23 protein-coding genes are annotated in these 21,887 nt (G+C 59.5%); 17 read left to right on the plus strand and 6 right to left on the minus strand.

Annotated elements, in window-relative coordinates; all coding sequences use genetic code 11:
- The first annotated feature begins 169 nt into the window (after positions 1-169).
- The 5 genes from IE111_RS22100 (at position 170) to IE111_RS22120 (ending at position 5,098) form a co-directional block, all read left to right on the plus strand.
- Positions 170-1,825 carry a sensor histidine kinase gene (locus tag IE111_RS22100; RefSeq protein WP_189612986.1) on the plus strand — a complete coding sequence of 552 codons (1,656 nt, stop codon included), beginning with the start codon at positions 170-172 and terminating at the stop codon, positions 1,823-1,825.
- On the plus strand, positions 1,815-2,267 hold the full coding sequence (locus tag IE111_RS22105; protein WP_189612988.1) for a response regulator: 453 nt from the start codon (positions 1,815-1,817) through the stop codon (positions 2,265-2,267). The genes IE111_RS22100 and IE111_RS22105 overlap by 11 nt, the downstream gene beginning before the upstream one ends.
- Positions 2,264-3,985 carry an EAL domain-containing response regulator gene (locus IE111_RS22110; protein ID WP_189612990.1) on the plus strand — a complete coding sequence of 574 codons (1,722 nt, stop codon included), beginning with the start codon at positions 2,264-2,266 and terminating at the stop codon, positions 3,983-3,985. The genes IE111_RS22105 and IE111_RS22110 overlap by 4 nt, the downstream gene beginning before the upstream one ends.
- Positions 3,986-4,039: 54 nt before the next feature.
- Positions 4,040-4,501: a response regulator gene (locus IE111_RS22115; RefSeq protein WP_189612992.1), complete on the plus strand. Its 462-nt coding sequence runs from the start codon at positions 4,040-4,042 to the stop codon at positions 4,499-4,501.
- A gap of 63 nt (positions 4,502-4,564) precedes the next feature.
- A complete protein-coding gene (locus tag IE111_RS22120; RefSeq protein WP_189612994.1) occupies positions 4,565-5,098 on the plus strand; it encodes a hypothetical protein in 534 nt (177 codons plus the stop codon).
- Between the two features lie 20 nt (positions 5,099-5,118).
- Here the strand turns inward: IE111_RS22120 and IE111_RS22125 are convergent, their stop codons facing one another.
- Positions 5,119-5,613, minus strand: a complete 495-nt coding sequence (locus IE111_RS22125) for a DUF2244 domain-containing protein (RefSeq protein WP_189612996.1) — start codon at positions 5,611-5,613, stop codon at positions 5,119-5,121.
- 270 nt (positions 5,614-5,883) lie between these two features.
- Here IE111_RS22125 and IE111_RS22130 point away from each other — a divergent pair, with 270 nt between their 5' ends.
- A complete protein-coding gene (locus tag IE111_RS22130) occupies positions 5,884-6,633 on the plus strand; it encodes a DUF3299 domain-containing protein (RefSeq protein WP_189612997.1) in 750 nt (249 codons plus the stop codon).
- Here IE111_RS22130 and IE111_RS22135 read toward each other — a convergent pair.
- Both IE111_RS22135 and IE111_RS22140 read right to left on the minus strand, forming a co-directional pair.
- The gene (locus IE111_RS22135; protein ID WP_189612999.1) at positions 6,605-8,194 is read right to left on the minus strand and encodes an ABC-F family ATP-binding cassette domain-containing protein; all 1,590 of its coding nucleotides are present in this window, start codon (positions 8,192-8,194) and stop codon (positions 6,605-6,607) included. The genes IE111_RS22130 and IE111_RS22135 overlap by 29 nt on opposite strands.
- Before the next feature lie 12 nt (positions 8,195-8,206).
- Positions 8,207-8,461, minus strand: a complete 255-nt coding sequence (locus IE111_RS22140; protein ID WP_189613002.1) for a hypothetical protein — start codon at positions 8,459-8,461, stop codon at positions 8,207-8,209.
- A gap of 173 nt (positions 8,462-8,634) precedes the next feature.
- On the opposite strand from IE111_RS22140, the gene IE111_RS22145 reads away from it, so the two are divergent.
- Together IE111_RS22145 and IE111_RS22150 are read left to right on the plus strand one after the other, a co-directional pair.
- A complete protein-coding gene (locus IE111_RS22145; protein WP_189613004.1) occupies positions 8,635-9,444 on the plus strand; it encodes a hypothetical protein in 810 nt (269 codons plus the stop codon).
- 130 nt (positions 9,445-9,574) lie between these two features.
- Positions 9,575-11,221 (plus strand): Ig-like domain-containing domain, encoded by a 1,647-nt coding sequence (locus tag IE111_RS22150; RefSeq protein WP_189613006.1) that lies wholly within the window; start codon positions 9,575-9,577, stop codon positions 11,219-11,221.
- A 31-nt stretch (positions 11,222-11,252) separates the two neighbouring features.
- Here IE111_RS22150 and IE111_RS22155 read toward each other — a convergent pair whose 3' ends face one another.
- Together IE111_RS22155 and IE111_RS22160 are read right to left on the minus strand one after the other, a co-directional pair.
- On the minus strand, positions 11,253-12,314 hold the full coding sequence (locus IE111_RS22155; RefSeq protein WP_189613007.1) for a saccharopine dehydrogenase family protein: 1,062 nt from the start codon (positions 12,312-12,314) through the stop codon (positions 11,253-11,255).
- 168 nt (positions 12,315-12,482) lie between these two features.
- Positions 12,483-13,400: a LysR family transcriptional regulator gene (locus IE111_RS22160; protein ID WP_189613010.1), complete on the minus strand. Its 918-nt coding sequence runs from the start codon at positions 13,398-13,400 to the stop codon at positions 12,483-12,485.
- 92 nt (positions 13,401-13,492) lie between these two features.
- On the opposite strand from IE111_RS22160, the gene IE111_RS22165 reads away from it, so the two are divergent.
- The 8 genes from IE111_RS22165 (at position 13,493) to IE111_RS22200 (ending at position 20,689) form a co-directional block, all read left to right on the plus strand.
- Positions 13,493-14,704: an acyl-CoA dehydrogenase family protein gene (locus IE111_RS22165; protein WP_189613012.1), complete on the plus strand. Its 1,212-nt coding sequence runs from the start codon at positions 13,493-13,495 to the stop codon at positions 14,702-14,704.
- Positions 14,705-14,707: 3 nt separating this feature from the next.
- Positions 14,708-15,511: an SDR family NAD(P)-dependent oxidoreductase gene (locus IE111_RS22170; protein WP_189613013.1), complete on the plus strand. Its 804-nt coding sequence runs from the start codon at positions 14,708-14,710 to the stop codon at positions 15,509-15,511.
- Positions 15,512-15,661: 150 nt separating this feature from the next.
- Complete coding sequence (locus IE111_RS22175) at positions 15,662-16,717, plus strand: phosphotransferase family protein (RefSeq protein ID WP_189613015.1); 1,056 nt, start codon at positions 15,662-15,664, stop codon at positions 16,715-16,717.
- Entirely contained in the window at positions 16,714-17,388 is a 675-nt protein-coding gene (locus tag IE111_RS22180; RefSeq protein ID WP_189613017.1) for a histidine phosphatase family protein, read from the plus strand. The genes IE111_RS22175 and IE111_RS22180 overlap by 4 nt, the downstream gene beginning before the upstream one ends.
- 32 nt (positions 17,389-17,420) lie before the next feature.
- Positions 17,421-18,194, plus strand: a complete 774-nt coding sequence (locus tag IE111_RS22185; RefSeq protein ID WP_189613019.1) for an SDR family oxidoreductase — start codon at positions 17,421-17,423, stop codon at positions 18,192-18,194.
- Between the two features lie 208 nt (positions 18,195-18,402).
- Positions 18,403-18,894 carry a GNAT family N-acetyltransferase gene (locus tag IE111_RS22190; RefSeq protein ID WP_189613021.1) on the plus strand — a complete coding sequence of 164 codons (492 nt, stop codon included), beginning with the start codon at positions 18,403-18,405 and terminating at the stop codon, positions 18,892-18,894.
- A 75-nt stretch (positions 18,895-18,969) separates the two neighbouring features.
- Entirely contained in the window at positions 18,970-19,758 is a 789-nt protein-coding gene (locus IE111_RS22195) for a DUF2071 domain-containing protein (RefSeq protein ID WP_189613023.1), read from the plus strand.
- Between the two features lie 571 nt (positions 19,759-20,329).
- A complete protein-coding gene (locus IE111_RS22200; protein WP_189613025.1) occupies positions 20,330-20,689 on the plus strand; it encodes a YdeI/OmpD-associated family protein in 360 nt (119 codons plus the stop codon).
- On the opposite strand, the gene IE111_RS22205 is transcribed toward IE111_RS22200, so the two are convergent.
- A complete protein-coding gene (locus IE111_RS22205) occupies positions 20,686-21,093 on the minus strand; it encodes a DUF1801 domain-containing protein (RefSeq protein ID WP_189613027.1) in 408 nt (135 codons plus the stop codon). The two genes, IE111_RS22200 and IE111_RS22205, sit on opposite strands and share 4 nt — an antisense overlap.
- A 359-nt stretch (positions 21,094-21,452) precedes the next feature.
- Between IE111_RS22205 and IE111_RS22210 the strand changes: the two genes are divergently transcribed.
- A complete protein-coding gene (locus IE111_RS22210; protein WP_189613029.1) occupies positions 21,453-21,878 on the plus strand; it encodes an N-acetyltransferase in 426 nt (141 codons plus the stop codon).
- Positions 21,879-21,887 lie beyond the last annotated feature (9 nt).

Below are 21,887 nucleotides of genomic sequence, written 5' to 3' on the forward strand. Positions count from 1 at the left end.
CTCGAACACCGTAGGCGGACACAGGTGCGCCTACCGCGTGTTAAACACTGGTTTACACCCGGTAATGGGACTACGCTGATTTCAGCCCGACCCTGCGCCACCATTGGCTCTTAAGGATAGAGCGCCCATCCGGTGGCCAGTCTCGAATAGCCGTCGACTTGGAGGATCCATGGACGACCTTACGAACTATCTGTTCACCAGCTCATTTATGCCACATGGCCAGTGCTACCTGTGGCGTCCCGACATGCTGGCGCTTCACGCCGGCTCCGACGCACTGATCGCCCTGGCGTACTTCTCCATTCCACTGGCGCTGGCCCAACTGTGGCGCAAACGCGGCGACCTGGCCTACGGCTGGATATTCAAGCTGTTCGCGGCTTTCATTCTCGCCTGTGGCGCCACTCACCTCTTCGGTATCTGGAACATCTGGAACGGCGACTACTACATCGAGGGTATCGTCAAATTCATCACCGCCGCCATTTCGGTCACCACCGCCATCCTGATCTGGCCGCTATTGCCGCGCCTGCTGACGGTACCCAGCCCGGCTTTACTGGCCGAGCGCAATGAAGCCCTCAGCGCCGAGATGGACAAGCGCCGCTCCGTCGAGCAGGAATTGCGTCGGCTGTACGCCTCGCTCGAGCAAACAGTGGAGCACCGCACCGAGGAACTGCGTCAGGCCAAACAGGCCCTGGAATTGCAGATCCAGGCGTCGGAGCAGGTCAAACAACGGCTGCAGAGCATTTTCGAGTCCGCGCCGGACGGCATGATCGTCGTTAACCGGGACGGCACCATTCTTCAGGCCAACAGCACGGCGCACAGCATTTTCCGTTTCGACTACGGTGAATTGACCGGCTGCACGGTGGAATCGCTGATCCCCAACGACAAGCGCGAACGCCACAAGGAGGATCGTTCCCAATATGTCGCCTCGCCGGTCAAACGCATGATGGGCGATCGCAAGGACTTGTACGGCCTGTGCGCGGACGGCAGCACGGTGCCGGTGGAAATCGGCCTGAACCCGGTCAGCGGCAGCGAGGACGGTGAAGTGGTGGCGTCGATCGTCGACATCAGTCAACGCAAGGACTACGAACGCCGCATCGAACAGCGCACCGATGAACTGGAACGGTCGAACCGGGAACTCAAGGAATTCGCGTTTATCGCCTCGCACGATTTGCGCGAACCGCTGCGAAAGGTCATCTCGTTTTCGCGGCTCTTGTTGAGCAAGGATTACGGCGAATTCACCGAGGAAGGGGAGACCTTCGCCCACTACGTGGTCGACGCCGCCGAACGCATGCGCGAACTGCTCGACAGCCTGCTGTCCTACAGCCGGGTCACCTCGCGCGGTGGCCAATTTGTAGAGACCGACCTGAACGAGATCGTCGGTGAAGTCCTGTCCGATCTGCAACTGACCATCGAAGAATGCGGCGCCCGGTTCGACCTCGCGCCCCTGGACCACCTGACGGTGGACCCGAGCCAGATACGGCAGTTATTGCAGAACATCCTCTCCAACAGCCTGAAGTATCGTCATCATGACAAGTCACCCGAGATTCGTATCCAGGGGGAAGACCTGGGCCGCGACCGCTATCGCCTGATCATCGAAGACAACGGCGTTGGCTTCGACAATCAGTACGCCGAACAGATCTTCGAGGTGTTCAAGCGGCTGCACGGCCGCGACCAATACCCCGGAACCGGAATGGGTCTGGCGATCTGCCGCAAGATCGTCGACCGACACAACGGGCAGATATACGCGCAAAGCGAGGCGGGTGAAGGCACCCGCTTCACGATCGAGCTGCCCAGACACCCCGTGCAGGAGACTGCTCATGAGTTCTGACCCGATACCCACCCTGGTCGTGGTCGATGACGACCCCGAGGATTTGCTGCTGGTCAAAACAGCGGTGAAGCGAGCCGGCCTTCCACTGACCGTGGAAGCCATACACAACGGCAATGACCTGATGACGTTTCTGACCGACCACCCGGAGCATTGGGACCCGATGCGTCCAACCATGATCATCCTGCTGGATCTGAACATGCCGGGAAAGGACGGCCGCTCCTGCCTGCGCGAACTGAAAGCCCATCCGGCCTGGTCGTCCATCCCCATCGTGATTTTTTCCACGTCGGATTCACCCGAAGACATCCAGAAAAGCTATGAACTGCATGCCAATTCCTACATTTGCAAGCCGGACGATCTGACCCGGTTGGAACGCATTATCATCACCTTGTACCGGTACTGGTTTGGCGTCTCGCCCGTGTTAACGCAGGAATCCTCCGCATGATAAAGCAGCCCATTAAAACCCTGATCGTGGAAGATGACCCGGCCGATTTCGTGCTGGTCAAACAGTCGCTGTTGAAAAGTGAACGCCACCGCTACCAGATCCGGCACATCGCCGAGTTTAGCGAGGCCTCGGAAGCCTTGTACGGGGACGACTACGATCTGGTCCTGCTCGATTATTTCCTGGGACACCATTCCGGGCTTGAACTGTTGCAACAAGCCCGCCAGTCCCAATTGAGCAAACCGATCATCGTGATGACAGGCAACAATTCGCCCGAGCTCGACGACATGCTGATGAAGGAAGGCGCCGCGGATTTTATTCCCAAGGATGAACTGTCGACCTCCCTGCTCGACCGCAGCATTCGCCACGCCATCGAACGCAAGGAGGCCGAGTTGGAAATCGCCGAACTGGTCCGGCGCGACCCGCTGACCGGCCTTGGCAACCGGAACATCTTCGAAGAGCACATGGAACTGGCCATTGCCCGTGCCAAGCGCACCCGGTCAAAGTTGGCCGTGTTGTTCCTGGATCTGGACCGGTTCAAGGACATCAACGACAGCCTGGGGCATCACGTCGGCGACCTTCTGTTGACCCTGGTCGGCGAACGCCTGCGGCGGTCGGTACGCAAGAGCGACTTCGTCGCACGCATCGGCGGCGATGAGTTCACGGTATTGCTGGACAATGTGGAAGATTCCGAGAACGTCACGCGCATCGTCGAAAAGATCGCCCGGGAAATGCAACGGCCCGCGCCGGTCAGCAACACCACGCTCGACATCACCGTTAGCATCGGCGTCGCCATCTTCCCGGAAAACGGCGAATTGGCCATCGAGTTGATGCAAAAAGCCGACATGGCTCTGTACGAATCGAAGGCGCGCGGTGCCGGTAATTACCATTTCTTCACCGACCGCCTCCAGGCCCAGTTGATTCATGGTCTGGAAACGGAAAAGGAATTGCGCCACGCGTTGCGAAAACAGGAATTCGAACTCTATTACCAGCCGCAGATCGACCTGGAAACCGAAGCCATTGTCGGCCTGGAAGCCCTGATTCGATGGAACCGGCCGGACGGACAGGTGATGTCGCCGGCGGTCTTCATTCCGGTCGCCGTTCGCAGCGGCCTGATCGTGCCCATGGGCCAGTGGGTGATCGAAGCCGCCTGCCAACAGATTCAATTATGGGAGCGGGCCGGCATTCACATTCCTGTCTCGGTCAATGTCTCCCCCCGGCAATTGAAGTACCAGGGCTTTCTCGACCAGGTACTGCAATGCACTCGACACTACCAGATTCGGCCCGGCATGCTGGAACTGGAACTGACCGAGGAAGCCTTGATCGAGAACGGTTTCAGTCACTCGGACACCCTGACCTCCCTGCGCAAGTCGGGTATTCGAATCGCCATCGACGACTTTGGCACCGGCTATTCCTCGATGCGGTACTTGCGCGAGTTCCCGCTCGACCGGATCAAGATCGACAAAAGTTTCGTCTCCGAAGACGGCGTCAAGGGTCTGCGGGAACCGGCCATCACCCATTCCATCATCTCACTGGCGCAGGGGTTGAACCTGACCGTGGTAGCCGAAGGCGTGGAAACGCGGGAACAAAAACGTCAACTCCAGCGTCAGAACTGCCGCGTCTGCCAGGGCTTTCTCTACTACAAACCCCTGCGTGTCGACGAGTTGGAGCCTATACTGCGTGAGCAGGGTATTTCCAACAAGAATAACGGGTCCCGATAGCGACCGCCTTGTGCGCTGGAATTGCCCGCAAACGTAAACGGAGGACCCAGTCCGATGAGTTCCGCCCGGAAGGCGTTCGTCCCGAGGACCATTCTGTTGCTGTCCGAGGATCCGACCGTCGCCGAACAAATCGAACAGGCGTTGGCGACCTACTGTCTGTCCCATCACATCGAATGGCACACGGACATCGCCGCCTTCCAACAATCCCTGATTGGCGCCCGGCTGCAGGCGGGCTCGGCCGCCCATGTGGACCTGTTCATGGTCGCCCATACCGACAATGAGGAACGCACCCGGGAAACCCTGTTCGACCTGAAGCGGCTCAAGCGCTGGAAGCTCGTCCCCACGGTCGTTCTGTTGAAGCAATGCAACCCGGCCTTCGTTCGCACGCTTTACCATTTCGGTGCCAATACGGTGATTCGATACCCGCTGCATTTCGATGCCCTGCAGCAACTCATCAACACCATGGACGCCTATTGGTTCGACACCGTCACCCTGCCCTACCCGGATGACGATTGATGGCTTCGGGCCGGGCCGATTTGTTGTAGAATCCCGGCAGACATGGATACAGGACTCTACACGATGACCGTTTCGACCCTACCGAATACCCTGATTCGCGGCTTTCTCCTGGCCGTAGCCGCTCTGGCGTTGTCCGCCTGCGGCACCAATCCCACCATCGCGCCCTATGCCGGCGAAGAACAAGGCCTGGTCATCTTCGCGGCGGACATCAAAGTCCTCGGCGATACCGAACTGGAATACAACTACCTGTTCACGGTGGAAAACAAGGATACCGGCGAGACCCACCGCATGCGGATGCTGGTGGAAGAGAACAAGCCCTACGCCGTATTGGGCCGACTGCAGCCGGGCCAGTACCGTCTGACCCAGCGCGAGGACATCCGCCGCGACGCCCGGGGCATTCAACTGGCCGAGGCCGAGGGCGAATTTCGCGTCGAGGCCGGCAAGATCACCCTGCCCAAACTCATCGAAGTGGAAAAGAAGAAGTACACGCGCAAGGTCTGGGTGCGGAATCTGTCGAAAGAGGACGCCGAGCTGATCTACAACCTCGATATCGCCGTCGAGGACGAGTATCAGGGCTGGGCGTTGTTGACCGACTGAACCCCGGTGGCCCGTGGCATTCACGGGCTTAGCTGGCGCCGCTCGACCGTCAGCCCCGCGTGCTCCAGCGCCTGCACCAGCTCTGCCGTGTCCTGATGATTCAAAAACGGCGCCAGCGGCACCTCTTCGTCCCGATGGCCGAGGTAAACCGCCGGCGGCGTCCACGGATGGCGCGGTACTTCCAGCCAAGCCCGGGTGTAGCGTCGCGGCCACTGCCAGCGCGTTTGGCGCCGGTATATGCCCTTTTCAATCGTCAGAGTGTCGCCGTCCAGGCTGACCACCTCCTGCTGACGGCAACACAGGGCCGTGTAATAGAGCCCGACCGCCAGAGCGCCCAACTCCAACCCGACAAACGGCAACACCACCCAGGCCCCGGCCAGGATCATCCCGGTCACGATCAGCGCCGACAGCCCGCACAGCGAATACAGAATGCGCAGATTCCCGCGCCAGCTCAGCGACCGGTTCGGGGTCAGCCGCATTAACGTGCCGGTTTGTGTCGATTGAATGGAGACCATAGCCACCCAGTCCGGTTGTTCCTCGTGGTTGATTAAATTGTAGGGCAGAAGAGCGACAGCGTTATCTGCCGTTATTGTTCCAGGCACGATTTTATGAAGTGCTTCCGCTACGCAACGGCAGATAACGCCCTTCAGGCTCTTCTGCCCTACACGGTAACCCCCCAACACAACGTAAAAATCCCCAAAATCCCAACCGGACCACTGAATTCCCCAGCCATTCAGGTATCATCCCAATGATATCCTGTATCATCCAATCGGTACCGCGCACCTATGACCATGACACCCCCGCCCATCAAACCCCTTGGCATGATCCTGGTCCTGACCGGCGTCCTGTTCTGGACCGTCGGCTGCGGCTCCGAATCCGATACCGTCGACTCCGACATCCAGGCCAAGGCCAACCAGCCGGCGGCGGTCGCCGAGCCAAGCCCGGCCGAACCGGACTCGACCGGGGAGTTGGCGTCGGACGCGGGCGCATCCGGCCTGTCGTCGGAGGAACTGGCGATCGAGCCGGACGCCACCATCGAGCCGCTGGACGAAGAAGCCGCCGCCGACCAGGCCTTTCGGGAGTTGACCTGGGACGACCTGCTGCCGGCGGACTTCGACTTCAAAACCCTGCGCGATAAAATCGATCTGGAAAGCTACGACATCGGCTCGTTGACCGACGAAGACCCCGAAGCCCAGCGCCTGTACGACGACCTGCAATCGGTGATGTCCGATGTACCCATGGTCGTTGCCCTGGACGGGCTCGACGCCCAGGTGCCCGGCTTCCTGGTACCGTTGGAAATGGAAGCCGACGCTGTGAAGGAATTCTTCCTGGTGCCCTACTTCGGCGCCTGCATCCACTCGCCACCGCCGCCGGCCAACCAGATCGTGCACGTAGTGCTCGATGAAGCCGTCGCCTTCGACAACCTGTACGAACCCTACTGGGCGCGTGGCACCCTCGAGGTCACCCAGACGGAAACCCACCTGGGTACCGCCGGTTATCGCATGGTCAGCGCGAACATTCAGCCGTACGAGTAAGCGCGAGTTCGTGATCCGGCGCCAGGGCGGTGACGAAGTCCGCATCGTGCGAGACGATCATCAAGGTACCCGGATAGCCCGCCAACGCCTGCTCGAGCAGGGTTTTCGAGTCCAGGTCCAGGTGGTTGTCCGGTTCGTCCAGTAACAGGACATCCGGCGCATTGTGCCCGCCGGTAACGGCCAGCAGCGCCACTTTCAGTCGTTCTCCGCCGCTCAGGCCGGCCACCGACAGCAACGCCTTGTCGCCCCGCAGCCTTAGACTCGCCAATTGCGTGCGCAGATCGCTCTCGGCCGTCCCGGGGTGCAAACGCTTTAAGTTGGCGTAGGCAGATTCATCGGGGTTCAGCAAGCCAAGCTGTTGGTCCAGATACACCACCGACCCGCGTACCCGACAGTCCCCGCCGGCGGGGCGAGCCAAACCCGCGATCACCTTCAGCAATGTGGATTTGCCACTGCCGTTGTCGCCACTCACCCGCCAGCGCTCGCCGGAGTGAATCGTCAGGCTGATGGGTCTCGGGTCCCCGTAGGGCAGTACCAGTTCGGACAGGTGCAGTCGTATCCCGCCGCGTACCCCCTGCGTGGCCAGAACCAGGCGCTGTGACTGTTGTTGTTCCAGCTCTGCCTTGGCGTGTGACAACGCCTGCGAGGTCGCTTCGACCCGCTGCTGGTGCCGGTGTTTCACCGTCGCCAGGCTGCCTTCGGCACGCTGCTTCCGGGCGTCCATCAGCATCTTCCCCTGTGAACCGGACCGACGCTCCCGTTCGCCCTGCTTGCGCCGCGTGGCGGCTTTCTCAAGAGCCGCCTGCCGGGCCTGTTTCTGCTTGCGCTGTGTGGCGTCGAGGTGGTCCACCCGCTGCTCCAGGGCGGCGAGCCGTGCGTCCTTGACGGACCGGTACAGATCGTAGCCGCCGCCATATTCCTCCAGTCCATCGGGTGTGAGTTCCCAAATGCGATCCATCCGCCGCAGCAGGGCCCGGTCGTGACTGGCGACCAGTGCGCCACCGGCGTGCCGGGCCAGGTGTTCCATCAACCAGTTCCGCCCGGCGGCGTCCAGGTGATTGGTCGGTTCGTCCAGCAACAGGCAGGCATCCGGTCGCAACAACACCCGGCACAAGGCCAGGCGCGTCTGCTCGCCACCGCTGAGGGTATCGACCGGGTCGTCGAGGGTGCGTTCTATCCCGGCCGATGTCAGCAACCGGGCCCACTCGGCGGGCCGATGCCACAGATCCGCGACCCGATCCAGATCCTCGGGCGTCCCCTGGCCGCTTTCGATGCGCGCAAAGGCGTCCCACAATTCGGCCACGCCCAGCGCATCGGCCAGGCGGGGGCCGCCCAAGCGCTCGATCTGCCCCAGATGGACGACCGGCACCCGCCACTGAATCGCCCCGTCGGATGGGGTCAGTTGACCCGTCAGCAGGTGCAACAAAACCGACTTGCCCCGGCCGTTCGGGGCGACCAGACCGGTCAATCCCGGCATCAGGCTGTGATTGAGATTGGAAAACAAAGGGACGTCGTCAAACCGGACACCCAGCCCGGTGAACTGACACAGTGCTTCAGACATACAGGCTCACTCCTATTCACGAGGAACAGGCAGCGACGCGACGAGAACCGCATTGGAGATATGGAACGAACAGAAAGGCAAAGCCCGCAACGCCACCTGCACCATCAAACCGCCAGCCAAACCGGCTGGATTCAAGACTTCGGTTGATGCAAGGCTTACTTCATTGGCGTTGGAACTCCGGTAATGGAAAGACGCGCACAGTGTAATCGCACGACTGTTGAACCACAACTGGGCCAGAAAACCGCATTGACGGTCATCGACGCCCACAATGTGATCCGTCTCTCATTTCTGTGGCATGACGGCGGTGATATCTAACGGTAGTATGAATCGTTTCGATACCGGATAACCCGAACCGATGGCAAAACACCCTGGATCAGGCCGGTTCACAAACTTCCGCGTAACCCGCCCCCAATAAAACCACAATAAAAAGGAGCACTACTATGAAAAACAGGATGATCAAACCGGTCACGTTTATTGTCTTATGGCTTGCGGCATTGTGTGTTCAAGCGGCCGGCCTTGAGGCTTTGCAGGGCGACTGGGAAATCGCACCCGAGGCCTCGCTGATCGCCATAGCCGAGCGAGAAGGTCTGAGCGAGGCGGAATTAAACGACAATCGCGCCAGACTGCTGAGCCGATTTGAATCCCAAAAACCGACGCTTTCAATTGATGACCAGCGCATCGGGCTGGTGATTGGAAACAAATCGATCATTATGGATTATCACGTCACCCAGGCTACGGATTATTCGATCGACCTGGAACTCACGCTGGATGGCCAGAAACTGCCGGGGCGCATCGATCTTTTTGGCCCTCAATGGATTCGTCTGGCGACCGGTGGCGACAACGACTGGTATGTCTGGCGCAGAGCGAGCGGTGGTGAATCCGCACTGGACGATCGGTTCGTGCAACCACCTTCCGGAGACGACTCGGACGAGTCGTTGGAAGGCACATTCAAACGTTTGGCACGCCTGGCTGAACGGGGAAATTTCGCCGCCATCGAAGTCCTCCACAGCGACACTAGCCGAAGCCGAAACGACACGGAGAAAATAGCCAACCGATGGAATCAGCTCAGTTCCGGGTTGAGCGCCGATGACCTCCAGGTTAGGGACGTCTCTGTAATGGCCCAGCATCCCGGCGTCTGGTTCGTGGAAGGTCGTTACCGGCGGGGCAAACAAAGCGGGCCAATCTTCTCCGTATATTTCAAGGAAATCGACGGCGACTGGCACGTGGTTTCAATGCCGGACCTCGAATAAGATCGGGAAAACTGTGACCCACTCTTCATCCGCGCCGGTATGATCCATTTGCATCACATACACCCCGGAATCCGGCCCGATACACTCCTGCGCAAACCACTGACACAGTCTCTTGCGCAGGAGAACCCAAATGAAGATGACATCCCCCGGTGCGGCCACACTGGCCATCACCGGTCTTTTGCTCGCTGGTTGTTCCGGAAGCGGTGATTCGGACGACACGGGCGACCAGAATCAGCAGGACAACGACACCCAACCCATCGGCAGCGTCACCCCGGCCGAAGGCGCGACCGGGGTCGATCGCGGAGCGTCGGTTGAAATCACGTTCACCGACGATGTCTACGCTCAATCCGTCGGTCCGGTCAGTCTGACGCTGGCCAGCGACACACTGGTCGCCGGTCAGGTCGACTTCGACGCCGGCAACAACCGCCTGAGTTTCCAGCCCGATCAATCGCTCGGCAAACTGGTCGACTACACCGCCACGGTCAGCACAACGGTGACCGATCTGGACGGTGAGCCGCTGCTCGATGCCGCACACACCTGGTCGTTCACTACCGAGGATGGCGCCTGGCAAGCGGTGAAAACCATTGATGATCCCAATGAAGGTGCTTCCAGTTCGGCGTCGGTCGCCGTGAACGCCTCCGGCGAAGCCATCGCCGCCTGGCATCAGGATACCGCCACGGACTACTCCATCTACACAGCCCGTTTCGATCCCGAGCTGGGTGAATGGCAGGATGCCATACTGGCGGAAACCGACAGCGGCAATGCCGAATCGACCAGTGTCGCCATCAACGACGACGGCGACATCGTCGTCGCCTGGCGTCAATGGGGCACCAGCAATTATGACATTCGGGCCAACTATTACGACTCGGCGACAGGCACCTGGAGCGGGGATGAGATCCTCGACGGTGGTTCGATGCAAGTGAGCGGCGCACAAGTCGCCATCGATGCCGATGGCAAAGCCGTGGTCGTCTGGAAACAAGGTGGACTGCTGTACAACGTCTATGAGCCGGGTACCGGTTGGGGCAGTGTTGATGCAGTGGTTGACGGGGCGTCGATACAGACACCGGCCCTGACGGTCGATGCCGATGGTCGCTTCAGCGCCGTCTGGACACAATTCAACTACAGCGACTCTCGATACGACCTTTATGCAAGCCGCTGGGTCGACGATAGCGGTTGGCAGAGCCCGATACCGGTTGAAGAATTGGACGACGGTGATGCCACCAAGCCCAGCCTGACGGTCGATGCGTCGGGCAACCTGTTGGCAGTCTGGCAACAGAACGACGGGACGGTGGACAACATCCGAGCCAGTCGTTTCGATGTGGAAGCCGGCAGTTGGGGCTCGCCGATCCTGCTGGAACAGGAAGACCAGCACAACGCTCAGGAGCCGCATGTCCACATCAACGAAGCGGGCCGGGCCATCGCGGTCTGGGAACAATTCGACGGCAGCCGCACAGCGATTCAATCGGCCCGGTTCGAAACCGGAACGGGCTGGCAAACCCCGATCGAGGTGGATCCGGACGGCAGCGATTCGGCGTCCGATCCGATCATCGCTCTGGATGCCGATGGCAACGCCTGGGCGGCTTGGGTTCAATCCATCAGCGGCGGCGATGCCCTGATGGCGAGTCGAATGGCGGCCGGCGCCGATTGGGAAACGCCCGTGGAAATCGACAATCAAACCTGGGGTGTCTCTTTTCCGACAATTGGCGTCTCCTCCGGCCAGGGAGACGCTGTTCTGGTGTGGCGCCAGAGCGATACCAAAGCGCGTTGGTTCCGGTAACGTCCGCTCCAATAACGACCGGATACACCGCTCAATCCACCCATTCCAGCGGTGTCACGCCCGGCAACTGCCAGACGAATTCGTCACCCATCAGTTGCGACGGTGTGACACTGCCCAGCGAAGTCGTTTTACCGGCGAGAACCGCCTCGATGATGGCCAGCGGCGCCTCGATGGTGACCTCGTAGCCGTTGGGCGTTTTAAAGCGGGCGGTGCGTTGCTGGCCGGCTTCGTCGCTCACCCGGCCCCACAGTGAGGTCGGGTTGTCAGCCCGCTCCTCTTTCGAGGGCCCCGATACCTTCTGTTCAATACGGCGCTTCATCCAGTTCTGCACGAAGGGCCGCGCCATCACCCACCGCATCCGCTGCATACGCCGAACCCGCTTGAAGGTTTTGCGCGAGGCCGGAATGCACACCTCGATGGTGCCGATCCCGGTCGTGTAATAGGCGGTGCTGACATCGCCCCAAGCGATGGTCATGGTCGAGCGTTCGCCCTCGCCGAAATCGACGGTTCCCGGCCGGGCATAGGTGTCCTGAATCCGGCCGGCCTCGCGCACCTTGCACAACTCCGCCGCGCCTTCGACCGTGGTCTTGGCCGTACCGGGGCTGAGTTTGCTGCGCGACTGAAACGCCAGCGTCAATCGCGTCGCGTCCGGCAGTGCTTTTTTCAACTGAGCCGCCAGACAATCGGTGGGCACCACATCGAACCCCACACCCGGACACACCAGAATGCCCGCCTGGCGGGCACGGGTGCTGGTCGCCGGGTCGTGCGCGAGTTCAAAGACCTCGATCTCGCCGGTAATGTCGAAGTAGTGGGTTTTCGAATCCAGACAGGCGTTCAACATGGGCCGCGCCGTTTGCGAAAACGGACCGGCGCAGTTGAGCACGGCGGTCATGTCTTCCAGGTCGCGTCGCGCGGCTTTGCCGTCGGCCAGGTCGAAGACTCGGAACCCCAGGCCCAACTCATTGGCCAGGGGGCGCAACTTGCCTTCGTTGCGCCCCGCGAGAATCGGGGACATGCCCCGAGCGGCGGCCTCGCGAGCGATCAATTCGCCGCTGTACCCGTAGGCGCCGTAAATCATCCAGGATGGTTGCATGCACTTTCACTCCCTAACCATAAACCGATACACATTCAAACGTTGAAGCATGACAGAGCGGTGGAGATCGACCCAGGAGACAGGTCACAGTTCCACCGAACCCGGGGTCACTTATTTTTTGAGGCGATACACCAGGTCGACCGGGTAAAGCCTGGCAAGCCCGGCCGGTCAGCCTTCGGCCGTGTCGAAGCGCACCGAGTCGACCACTTCCTCACGCAGCCAACGGTTGCCCGGGTCCGTCGTCCGACTGCGATGCCAGTACAGAAAAACATCCAGCACCAATCCGGGCAAGGGAAAATTCGCCTGGGCGAAGTGGTGCAGATGCCGGGTCTGTTGCAGGAAGAGTTTCGGCATGGTCAGCAAGTAGTCGGTCTGGGTGACGACCTGACAGGCGGTCCACAGACTCTGGCACCGAACGGCGATGTCGCGTCGATGCCCATCGCGCAGCAAACGGGCATCCTCCAACCCCGGCCCTTCGGTTCGACGGGTCACCAGCAGGTGACGGGCCCGCAGATACCGTTCGAGCGTCAGCCCCTCTCGCATCGCCGGATGATCCTCGCGACCGATCACGATATAGCCGCACTCCAACAAATGTTGCTGCTCGATCCGGTCGTTCAGGTGGACCCCGGTATCGATGGCCAGATCGATCGCACCCGAGGTCAGGTCGCCGATCAGGGCATTGCGCGGCGTTCCCTGGCCGGCGAGTCGCAAATGGGGCGCGTCCTGTGCCAGCCGGGACAGCAACGGCGGCAGAATGATGTTTTCAAAGGCGTTGTTCAGGCCAAGCACGAACCGCTGTTCGCTGGTGGCCGGGTCGAAGCGGTCGAGCGCGGCCAGAGTGGTGTCCAACTGCGCCAGTGCCGGCCCGGCGGCGCTCAACAACCGCTCAGCCTTGGCGGTCGGCACCATAGTGCGCCCGCGCCGCTCGAATAAGGGGTCGTTGAACGCGTCCCGCATCCGCTTAAGGGCGTGGCTGATGGCCGGTTGGGAGACGTGCAGTATCTCGGCCGCCTGAGTGGTGGAGCGGCATTCGTGCAGGACTTTCATGACCACAAGCAGGTTCAGATCGACCCGATTAATATTCATTTCACTAATAATTAATCATCAAAACAATTCATTCTTTTTATACGCCGGGGTTCGCTAGACTGCAAGGCAGTTCATTCTCGAGGAGACACCCCATGGTGTTCGACCTTTCCGAGCGGGCCCAGGCCACGCTGGACCGGGTGCGGCAGATTGTCGACCAGGAGATCATCCCGCTGGAGGCCCCCTTTAACCGGGCGATGAAAAACCCTGATCGGGGCTGGCAGTTAATGCCCGAGATCGAAGCCTTGAAACAACGTTGCCGCGACGAGGGGCTGTGGAACCTGTTTCTGCCGGTCGAACCTTACGGCGCCGGCTTCACCAACACCGAGTACGCCCACATGGCCGAGGCCATGGGCCGCAGTCACCTCGCCCCGGAAGTGTTCAACTGCAACGCGCCGGACACCGGCAATATGGAAGTCCTGGTGCACTACGGCAGCGAGGCACAGCAGAAACGCTGGCTTAAGCCACTGCTGAACGGCGAGATCCGCTCCGCTTTCTGCATGACCGAACCCGATGTGGCCTCGTCCGATGCAACCAACATGCAGGCGACCGCTACCCTCGATGGTGACGAGGTGGTGCTGAACGGCCGCAAGTGGTGGAGCACCGGCATCGGGCACCCGAACTGCGAACTGCTGATCTTCATGGGGCTGACCGACCCCGATGCGCCACGCCACCAACAGCACTCGATGGTGCTGGTTCCGAAAAACCACCCGGGTGTGACCGTCGAACGACTGCTTCCGGTCTTCGGCAGCCTGCACGAGCCCTATGGCCATGGCGAAGTGAGTTTCACCGACGTCCGCCTGCCGCGCGACGCCATCGTCGCGGGCCCGGGACGCGGGTTTGAGATCGCCCAGGGTCGTCTCGGGCCGGGCCGCATTCACCACGCCATGCGCGCCATCGGCGCCGCCGAACGCACACTGCAATTGATGATCGAACGCGGTCTCAGCCGCACCGCCTTCGGCAAGCCGCTGATCAAGCTCGGGGGTAACCTGGAACGCGTGGCGGACCATCGCATGGCCATCAACCAGGCCCGGCTGCTGTGTCTGCACACGGCCACCCTGATCGACCGTTATGGCATCCGCAAAGCCTACTCCGAAGTCAGCCAGATCAAGATCGTCGCCGCCAATGTACTGCAACGGGTCGCCGACGACGCCATTCAACTGTTCGGCGGCGCGGGCGTGAGCGACGACCTGCCATTGGCCGACCTCTGGGCCAACGGCCGCGTACTGCGCCTGGCCGACGGGCCGGATGAAGTGCATCGCGCTACCATCGCCAAACAGGAACTCAAACGCTACGAGAAACGCTGAACCATGACCGAATCCAGAACACAGGAACACGTTTTGATCACCGGCGGTGCCAACGGCCTGGGCTTCGCACTGGCCCGCGCGCACGTCGAGCGGGGCGACCGGGTCTGCATCCTCGACCGGGATGAGACACAGGGCCTGAAAGCGGCGGAACAACTGAGCCAGGGACACAACGATGTATTATTCTTCCGCTGCGACCTGACCGATGCCGCCGACTGCGAACGGGTGATGGCGCAACTGAGCGAAACCTGGCCCGGCCTCGACCGCCTCTACAACAACGCCGGCATCGCCGGCAGTGTGGGCAAGCTGGAACACCTGACCGAAGCTGCCTGGCAGGCCGCGTTCGCGATCAACGTCTTCGCCGTCGCCCGCATGAGTCGACTGGCCATCCCGATGCTGAAAACCGCCCAGCGCGGACGCATCGTCAACGTCGCCTCCATGGCCGGCTTACTCTCCGCCAGCCACATGGCCGCCTACAGCGCCAGCAAAGCCGCCGTGATTTCCCTGTCGGAAACGCTGCAAAAAGAACTGCACAAAGACGGCATCAAAGTCACCGTCGCCTGCCCCGCGTTTTTTAAAACCCAACTGGCCAACAGCATCCCGCCACAGGAAACCAAGGCCCGAGCCAGCGTGGAAAAACTGATGGCCAACGGCAAACTCAGCGCGGACGATGTGGCACAGCAAATCATCGAAGCCTCCGACACTGGACAGTTCTTCTGCCTGCCACATCGCAGAGAACGTTGGCTATGGTATTTAAAACGAATGTCCAACCGAGCCCTGCACAAAGTCATGCTGGCACACCAACCGTAGGGCAGAAGAGCCCGAAGGGCGTTATCTGCCGAGGGGAGAATAACGAGCCACTGGCCAACCCGCTGCCACGGCAAGAACGGCAGATAACGCCCTTCGGGCTCCAAAGTGTCGGACCATTCTGCCCTACACGTTACAGGGGACACAAAAACAATGACCACAAACGACCCAACCATCTCCATCCGCCCGGGCGAACACATCGACATCCCCAAAGTCGACGTCTACCTCAAACACCACATCGAGGGTCTCGATGGAGAACCGACCGTCACCCAATTCCCCGGCGGAGCCTCCAACCTGACCTACCGCTTCGCCTACCCGAACAAAACCCTGATCCTGCGTCGCCCCCCGTTCGGGCCGCTGCCTAAAGGCGCACACGACATGGTGCGTGAAGCCGAACTGATGCGCGCCCTGAAACCGCACTTCGACAAGGTGCCGTACATCCACCTGATCAGTACCGACCATGAGGTGATGGACACCGACTTCTACGTCATGAGCGAACTGCGCGGGCTGATACTGCGGCGAGACCTGCCGGAGGATTTGGACGGCACCCCGGACCTGTCCAGACGACTGTGCGACATCTACATCCAGGGCCTTACTGAACTGCACAGCATCGACCCGGCTGAAACCGGGCTGGATGCGTTCGGTAAAGGGGAAGGCTATGTGGAACGCCAGGTCAGCGGCTGGACCAAACGGCTATCCAAGGCGCAAACGCCGGACGTACCCAGCTTCGACGACATCGGCCGCTGGCTCGCCGACCATCAACCGGCCGACCGTCCGGCCCGTCTGATCCACAACGACTACCGTTTCGATAACCTGATACTGGACCCGGAATGCTTCGACATTCGCGGCGTACTCGACTGGGAACTGGCCACCGTCGGTGACCCTTTGATGGACCTGGGCACGGCCCTCGCCTATTGGGTGGAAGCGAACGACCACCCCGCCATGCTGGCCATTCGCCCGCAACCGACCCACTTGCCCGGCATGTTGAGTCGAGCGGAACTGGTCGACGCCTACTTTCAGCTTCGCCCCGAAGACCGGCCCGACGATTTCCGGTTCTACGAGGTCTTCGGCCTGTTCCGGCTGGCCGGCATCCTGCAGCAGATTTATCAACGGTTCCACGCCGGCCAGACCCAGGACAAACGCTTCGCCGGTTTCGGCCAGGTCGTAGCCCATCTGCACGACCGATGTGAACGGGAGATCGCACGATGAACCGCATTCATTTGATCCGCCACGGCCAGGCGGCCGAGGACGTATTGAGTTACGACGACCTGAGCCCGCTCGGCGAACGGCAGATCGCCGCTTTGGGCGCGTTCTACCGGGACCAGGTCCGGGAAAGCCCACTGTATTCAGGCACCCTGACCCGCCATCGCAAAAGCGCCCGGGTGTTCATCGAAGCGACCGGCTATCCGGGGGAACCCGTCAGCGACCCGCGCCTGAACGAGTTCGACTTTCTCGACATCGTGCGGCAATACGTTCCGGCCTGGGAAGACGCCGAGCAACTGCGCGCCGACCTGGCCGAACAGCCCTCACCGGACCGCTACTTCCTGCGCGTATTCCGCGAAGCCCTGTTCCGCTGGTTCGAGCCGCCGGAAGACGCCACCTACGCAGAGACCTGGGCCGACTTCAGAGCCCGCACCCGAGCCATCCTGAACGACGCCGACCCGGACCAAACGCATTGGCTGTTCACCTCCGGCGGTGTGATTTCCTCGCTGGTCGCCGACGCGCTCGACCTGAACCCGGCGCAGATGATTCGCCTGAACCTGCACCTGGCCAACGGGTCCGTCACCACCTTTCAATCGTTCAAGGGCCGCTGGCGGCTGCTGAGCATCAACCAGATGCAGCACCTGCACGACAAGCCGGACCTCGTTACTTTTCGCTGAACCCGAACATCGACCCAAGAACAGGAGTCACCATGACCGACATCGCCAACCCCTTCGACCTGACCGGCAAAATCGCCCTCGTCACCGGCGCCAGCAAAGGCATCGGCGCCGCTATCGCCCAATCCCTCGCGCGTCAGGGCGCCTATGTGATCGTCACCAGCCGCAAAGCGGACGCCTGCGCCGAAGTCGTGAAAACCATCGAAGCCGACGGCGGACGCGGCGAGGCCCACGCCTGTCACATCGGCGATCTGGAGGCTATGGAAACCAAAGTCGCCGAATGGATCGACACCCACGGCCGGATCGACATCCTGGTCAACAACGCCGCCGCCAACCCCTACTTCGGCCCCATCGACAAAACCCCGCTGGACGCCTTCAACAAAACCGTGGAAGTGAACATTCGCGGCTACTTCTACATGACCAACCTGGTCGGCGCCCACATGAAAAAAGAGAAAAGCGGCAGCATCATCAACATCGCCTCCGTCAACGGCGTCATCCCCGGCGACATGCAGGGCGTCTACTCGATCACCAAATCCGCCGTCATCGCCATGACCAAGGCCCACGCCAAGGAATGGGCGCCCAAAGGCGTACGCGTCAACTGCCTGCTGCCCGGCCTGACCAAAACCAAATTCGCCAGCGCTATCACCGACAACCCCGAGATGATGAAACAGGTCCTGCCCCACATCCCCATGGGCCGCGCCGCCGAACCGGAGGAAATGACCGGGCAGGTGCTGTATTGGGCGAGCAACGCCAGTGGATACACCACCGGCAGCGTAGTGAACGTGGATGGAGGCTACTTGTTGGTTTAATTCGGCCTGACACTCATGGTTCACTGATCATATGGCCGTAGGGTGGGCACCGCCCACCAAAAACAACCCACTCAAGCCCCCACGACCAACCTATTCCAATTCGACGGACACCTCTATTTCCGGTAGTGTTCAAATGGTGGGCAGTGCCTACCCTACAACGCATCCCAACCCAAAAACGAAACCAGCCCAAACACGAGGCTCAAAAAGGATGAACGTCAAAATCAGACGGGCCGAACCGTCCGACGCGAAAGCAATCAAGGACATATACGAGTGCCCCAATGCCTACAGCGGCACGCTACAACTCCCCTTCCCTTCAAACGCCCTGTGGGAACAGCGCCTCGCCAACACGCCCGACAATTTCTATTTGTATGTCGCACTTGTAGACAATGAAACAGTCGGACACATTGGTTTCGAGGTATCCAGGAACGTAAGGCGGCGGCACGTCGGCTCATTCGGAATGGCCGTGAAAGACGGCGTCCAGGGCCATGGCGTCGGCAGTGTTCTGCTGTCAACCGTTATTGACCTGGCGGATAACTGGCTCAACCTCAAACGGATCGAACTGACCGTTTTTTCGGATAACGACAGAGCTGTAGGCCTGTACAAAAAGCACGGCTTCGAGATAGAAGGTGAGTCCAAGGCGTTCGCGTTCCGAAATGGCGAGTACGTGGATGCCTACCACATGGCCCGTGTACTAGCCTAAGCTGAACGGCGCGTCTTAGCCCTAGCCTCCGTCTTGCGATACACTCCCCTTATAACGACCGACCAGGGACGCTCCATGCAAGCGACACGGACATTCGAAGACTGCCTTACCGAGAGACCTAAACCGACAGGAATCGACGTGGTATGCGGTCTCAAACACTTTGCGATCATCACATACGCCGTTCCCATAGACCGGTTTAAAGGCCTCTTCCCGGACAGATTCCAGTTGGACACGGTCGAGGTGAATGGCCAGGAAATGGGCCTGATCTCGGTTGTACCGTTTATTGATGTTGATTTCACCTCAGCGGTTTACCTGTTCCCCAAGTTCACCATGGGGCAGACCAACTACCGTATATACATTATAGACACTGCAACCAACGAACGATGCGTCTGGTTTTTGGGAACCACATTGGATTCGTGGACACTGTTCGTCCCCAGGCACGCCTGGAACCTGCCCTGGTACGCAGGCAACGTTCAATTTGATTGCTCGTTCGATGACTCCACCGGCTTGTACAAACAGTACAAAATGGACACCCAATCCACCTGGGCGGAAGCCTCTGTCGAGCTGACACAACATCGAGACACCGACTTTGACTTCCCCGGTTTTCCGGATACTGAAACAGCACTGGTTTACCTGACTCATCCGCTCGCTGGGTTTTACTATCGAAGGGATGGAAAACTAGGCACCTACCGTGTTTGGCACAAAGAGCTGCAGGTAAAACCCGCGACTCTGATGTCGGCACACTTCAAGCTTCTAGCCGACCTCGGGATTGTCCAGCCCGATGAGCAACAGTCTCCCTACAGCGTATTGATCGAACCGATCAACGAATTCACCATCTACTTACCCCCTACCATTATCGGATAAACTAACATGCACCCGTATGTGAAAATTGTTCGAAGAATCGATTCCGAAAATAGGCTTTCCAATGCTTGATTTAACTATTTATGGTGCTATTGGACTCTTATCTGCTATATATCTTTATGGCGCGTCCTACATTTCATATTGTATCGCCAAGTCTGCCATGTTCGACAATTGGCAAAAGGTCATTATTATAGCAATGAGCTGGTTGATTCCTATTATCGGACCAGCATTCATCTACCGGCTACTGGAAGATGAAATTGCAGACACGAACATAGCCAAGCCGCCACTGGTTACCTATCTTTATCTTTCGTCCGATGTATCCTGGTCTTATGGTAATGGGCATCACATGGAGTCTAATTCGAGCGGGTCAGAATCAAGCGGTGGTGATTCGAGCTAGTGGTCCATCAGGTGGCTAAACAACATGGGGTTCGAACGCCTTTCCCACCGCCGCTCGTCCCATAGGCCGTGCCGCTGAATTGCCGGTTACACTTCAATGGTGGGCAGCCGACATCGGGGTGCCGGATCAGACGTACCGACCCACCCTACAACTTCGTTCGGAGCATAAGGAAGCATCATGACATTCACATCGAAGAATCGAGCCGAATGGCGATCCTGGCTATCCGACAACCATCACAGTGCCTCCGAAGTCTGGCTGGTTTTGTTCAAGAAAACCTCCGGCAAAGCCAACCTGTCCTATAACGATGCAGTGGAAGAAGCGCTCTGTTTTGGCTGGATAGACGGCATGAAACGGTCGATCGATGAGGAGCGGTATTCTCTTCGGTTTACACCCCGAAAAGCGGACAGCCAATGGTCCCAATCGAACAAAGACCGGGTTAGACGACTGATCGAAGCCGGACAAATGGCTCGGGCCGGGCAAGATGCCGTTGACCTGGCCAAGAAATCTGGCGTCTGGGACAGGGAGCATCCGAATTAAACGTCGGCGTCGAGTTTCAGCCGCGTTTTAACATCATCATAGGCGGCCAGGATAAGTTCTCTCAACGCAGCCTCATCCACCTCCGCACCCACCCGCAATTTCACATGCCGCATAAAGCGCCCTTTTCCCTCCAACAGGTTTGAAGGATCCGGCAACTCTGCGCCTTGAAAGAACCCCAGGTTGGCGTGTGCCGAAAACACGTCCACGTAAACAAACGCAGCCCCTTCCACACACAGAGTGGGTTGGCCGTCGTGCATGACTTCGGTGATGTCCCCGCCACAGGCATAGGCTTGGCGATACCAGTCAAGAGCCAGCTGGCCCAATGCGTTGGAGTGAGCCTCAAACCACCGTTCAACATCAGGGTGGCGACGGCAGGTACCGGTCAGTCTGAAAAGAGGTCTCATTTCTCGGTCCCAAACATAATGTTGGTAGAAGCAGAGTATAGCTCGCGACACGGCGTACCCACGCCTCCGGCCGTATCGTGCATATGGATGGGAAGTCATCGTTGGTTTAGGATAGAGGCAAAGCCCAACCTGTATGGATAATCGGTGACCTTGCAACGGCCCATTCCTTCCTTGTCGCACGTGGTGCCAAGAAAGAACGCAGCCCACAGCTTGCGGCCAAAATGCCTGATCATGAACTGTGGACAGGCTTTTTACGGGACCCTGATGGAAACCTTGTTGGACTGATGGAGGAAAAGCAATAAGTTAGGGGAAAATCCGGACGGGCAGGTGGATCCATACAATAAGTGAGGAAGACCGATTTGATTCGCGAGTACAAAGCAGACGATATAGAACAGGTTCTGGACATCTGGCTGTCCGCATCCATCAAAGCGCATGACTTTATTGAACCGGAGTTTTGGGAGTCCAGGGTGGACGACATGCGCAACATATACATCCCGGCCTCGGAGACCTATGTGTTTGAATCCGGCGGAGAGATCTCGGGGTTTTACAGCCTATACGGAGATACGCTCGCTGCGATCTTTGTGTCGCCCTGCTTTCAGGGCAAGGGCGTGGGAACAGCTCTTCTGGATGATGCCAAAACCAGACGTCACAGCTTGCGGCTCAGCGTCTACCGCGAGAACCGCCCCAGCATCGCATTCTATGAAAAGCATGGATTCATATCGTTGGGTGAGCAAATCGATGAACATACGGGTCACCCCGAGCTCATCCTGGAATATTTATCGTGACAATAGGAG

Source organism: Saccharospirillum salsuginis (assembly GCF_014651855.1).
Lineage (GTDB): Bacteria > Pseudomonadota > Gammaproteobacteria > Pseudomonadales > Natronospirillaceae > Saccharospirillum > Saccharospirillum salsuginis.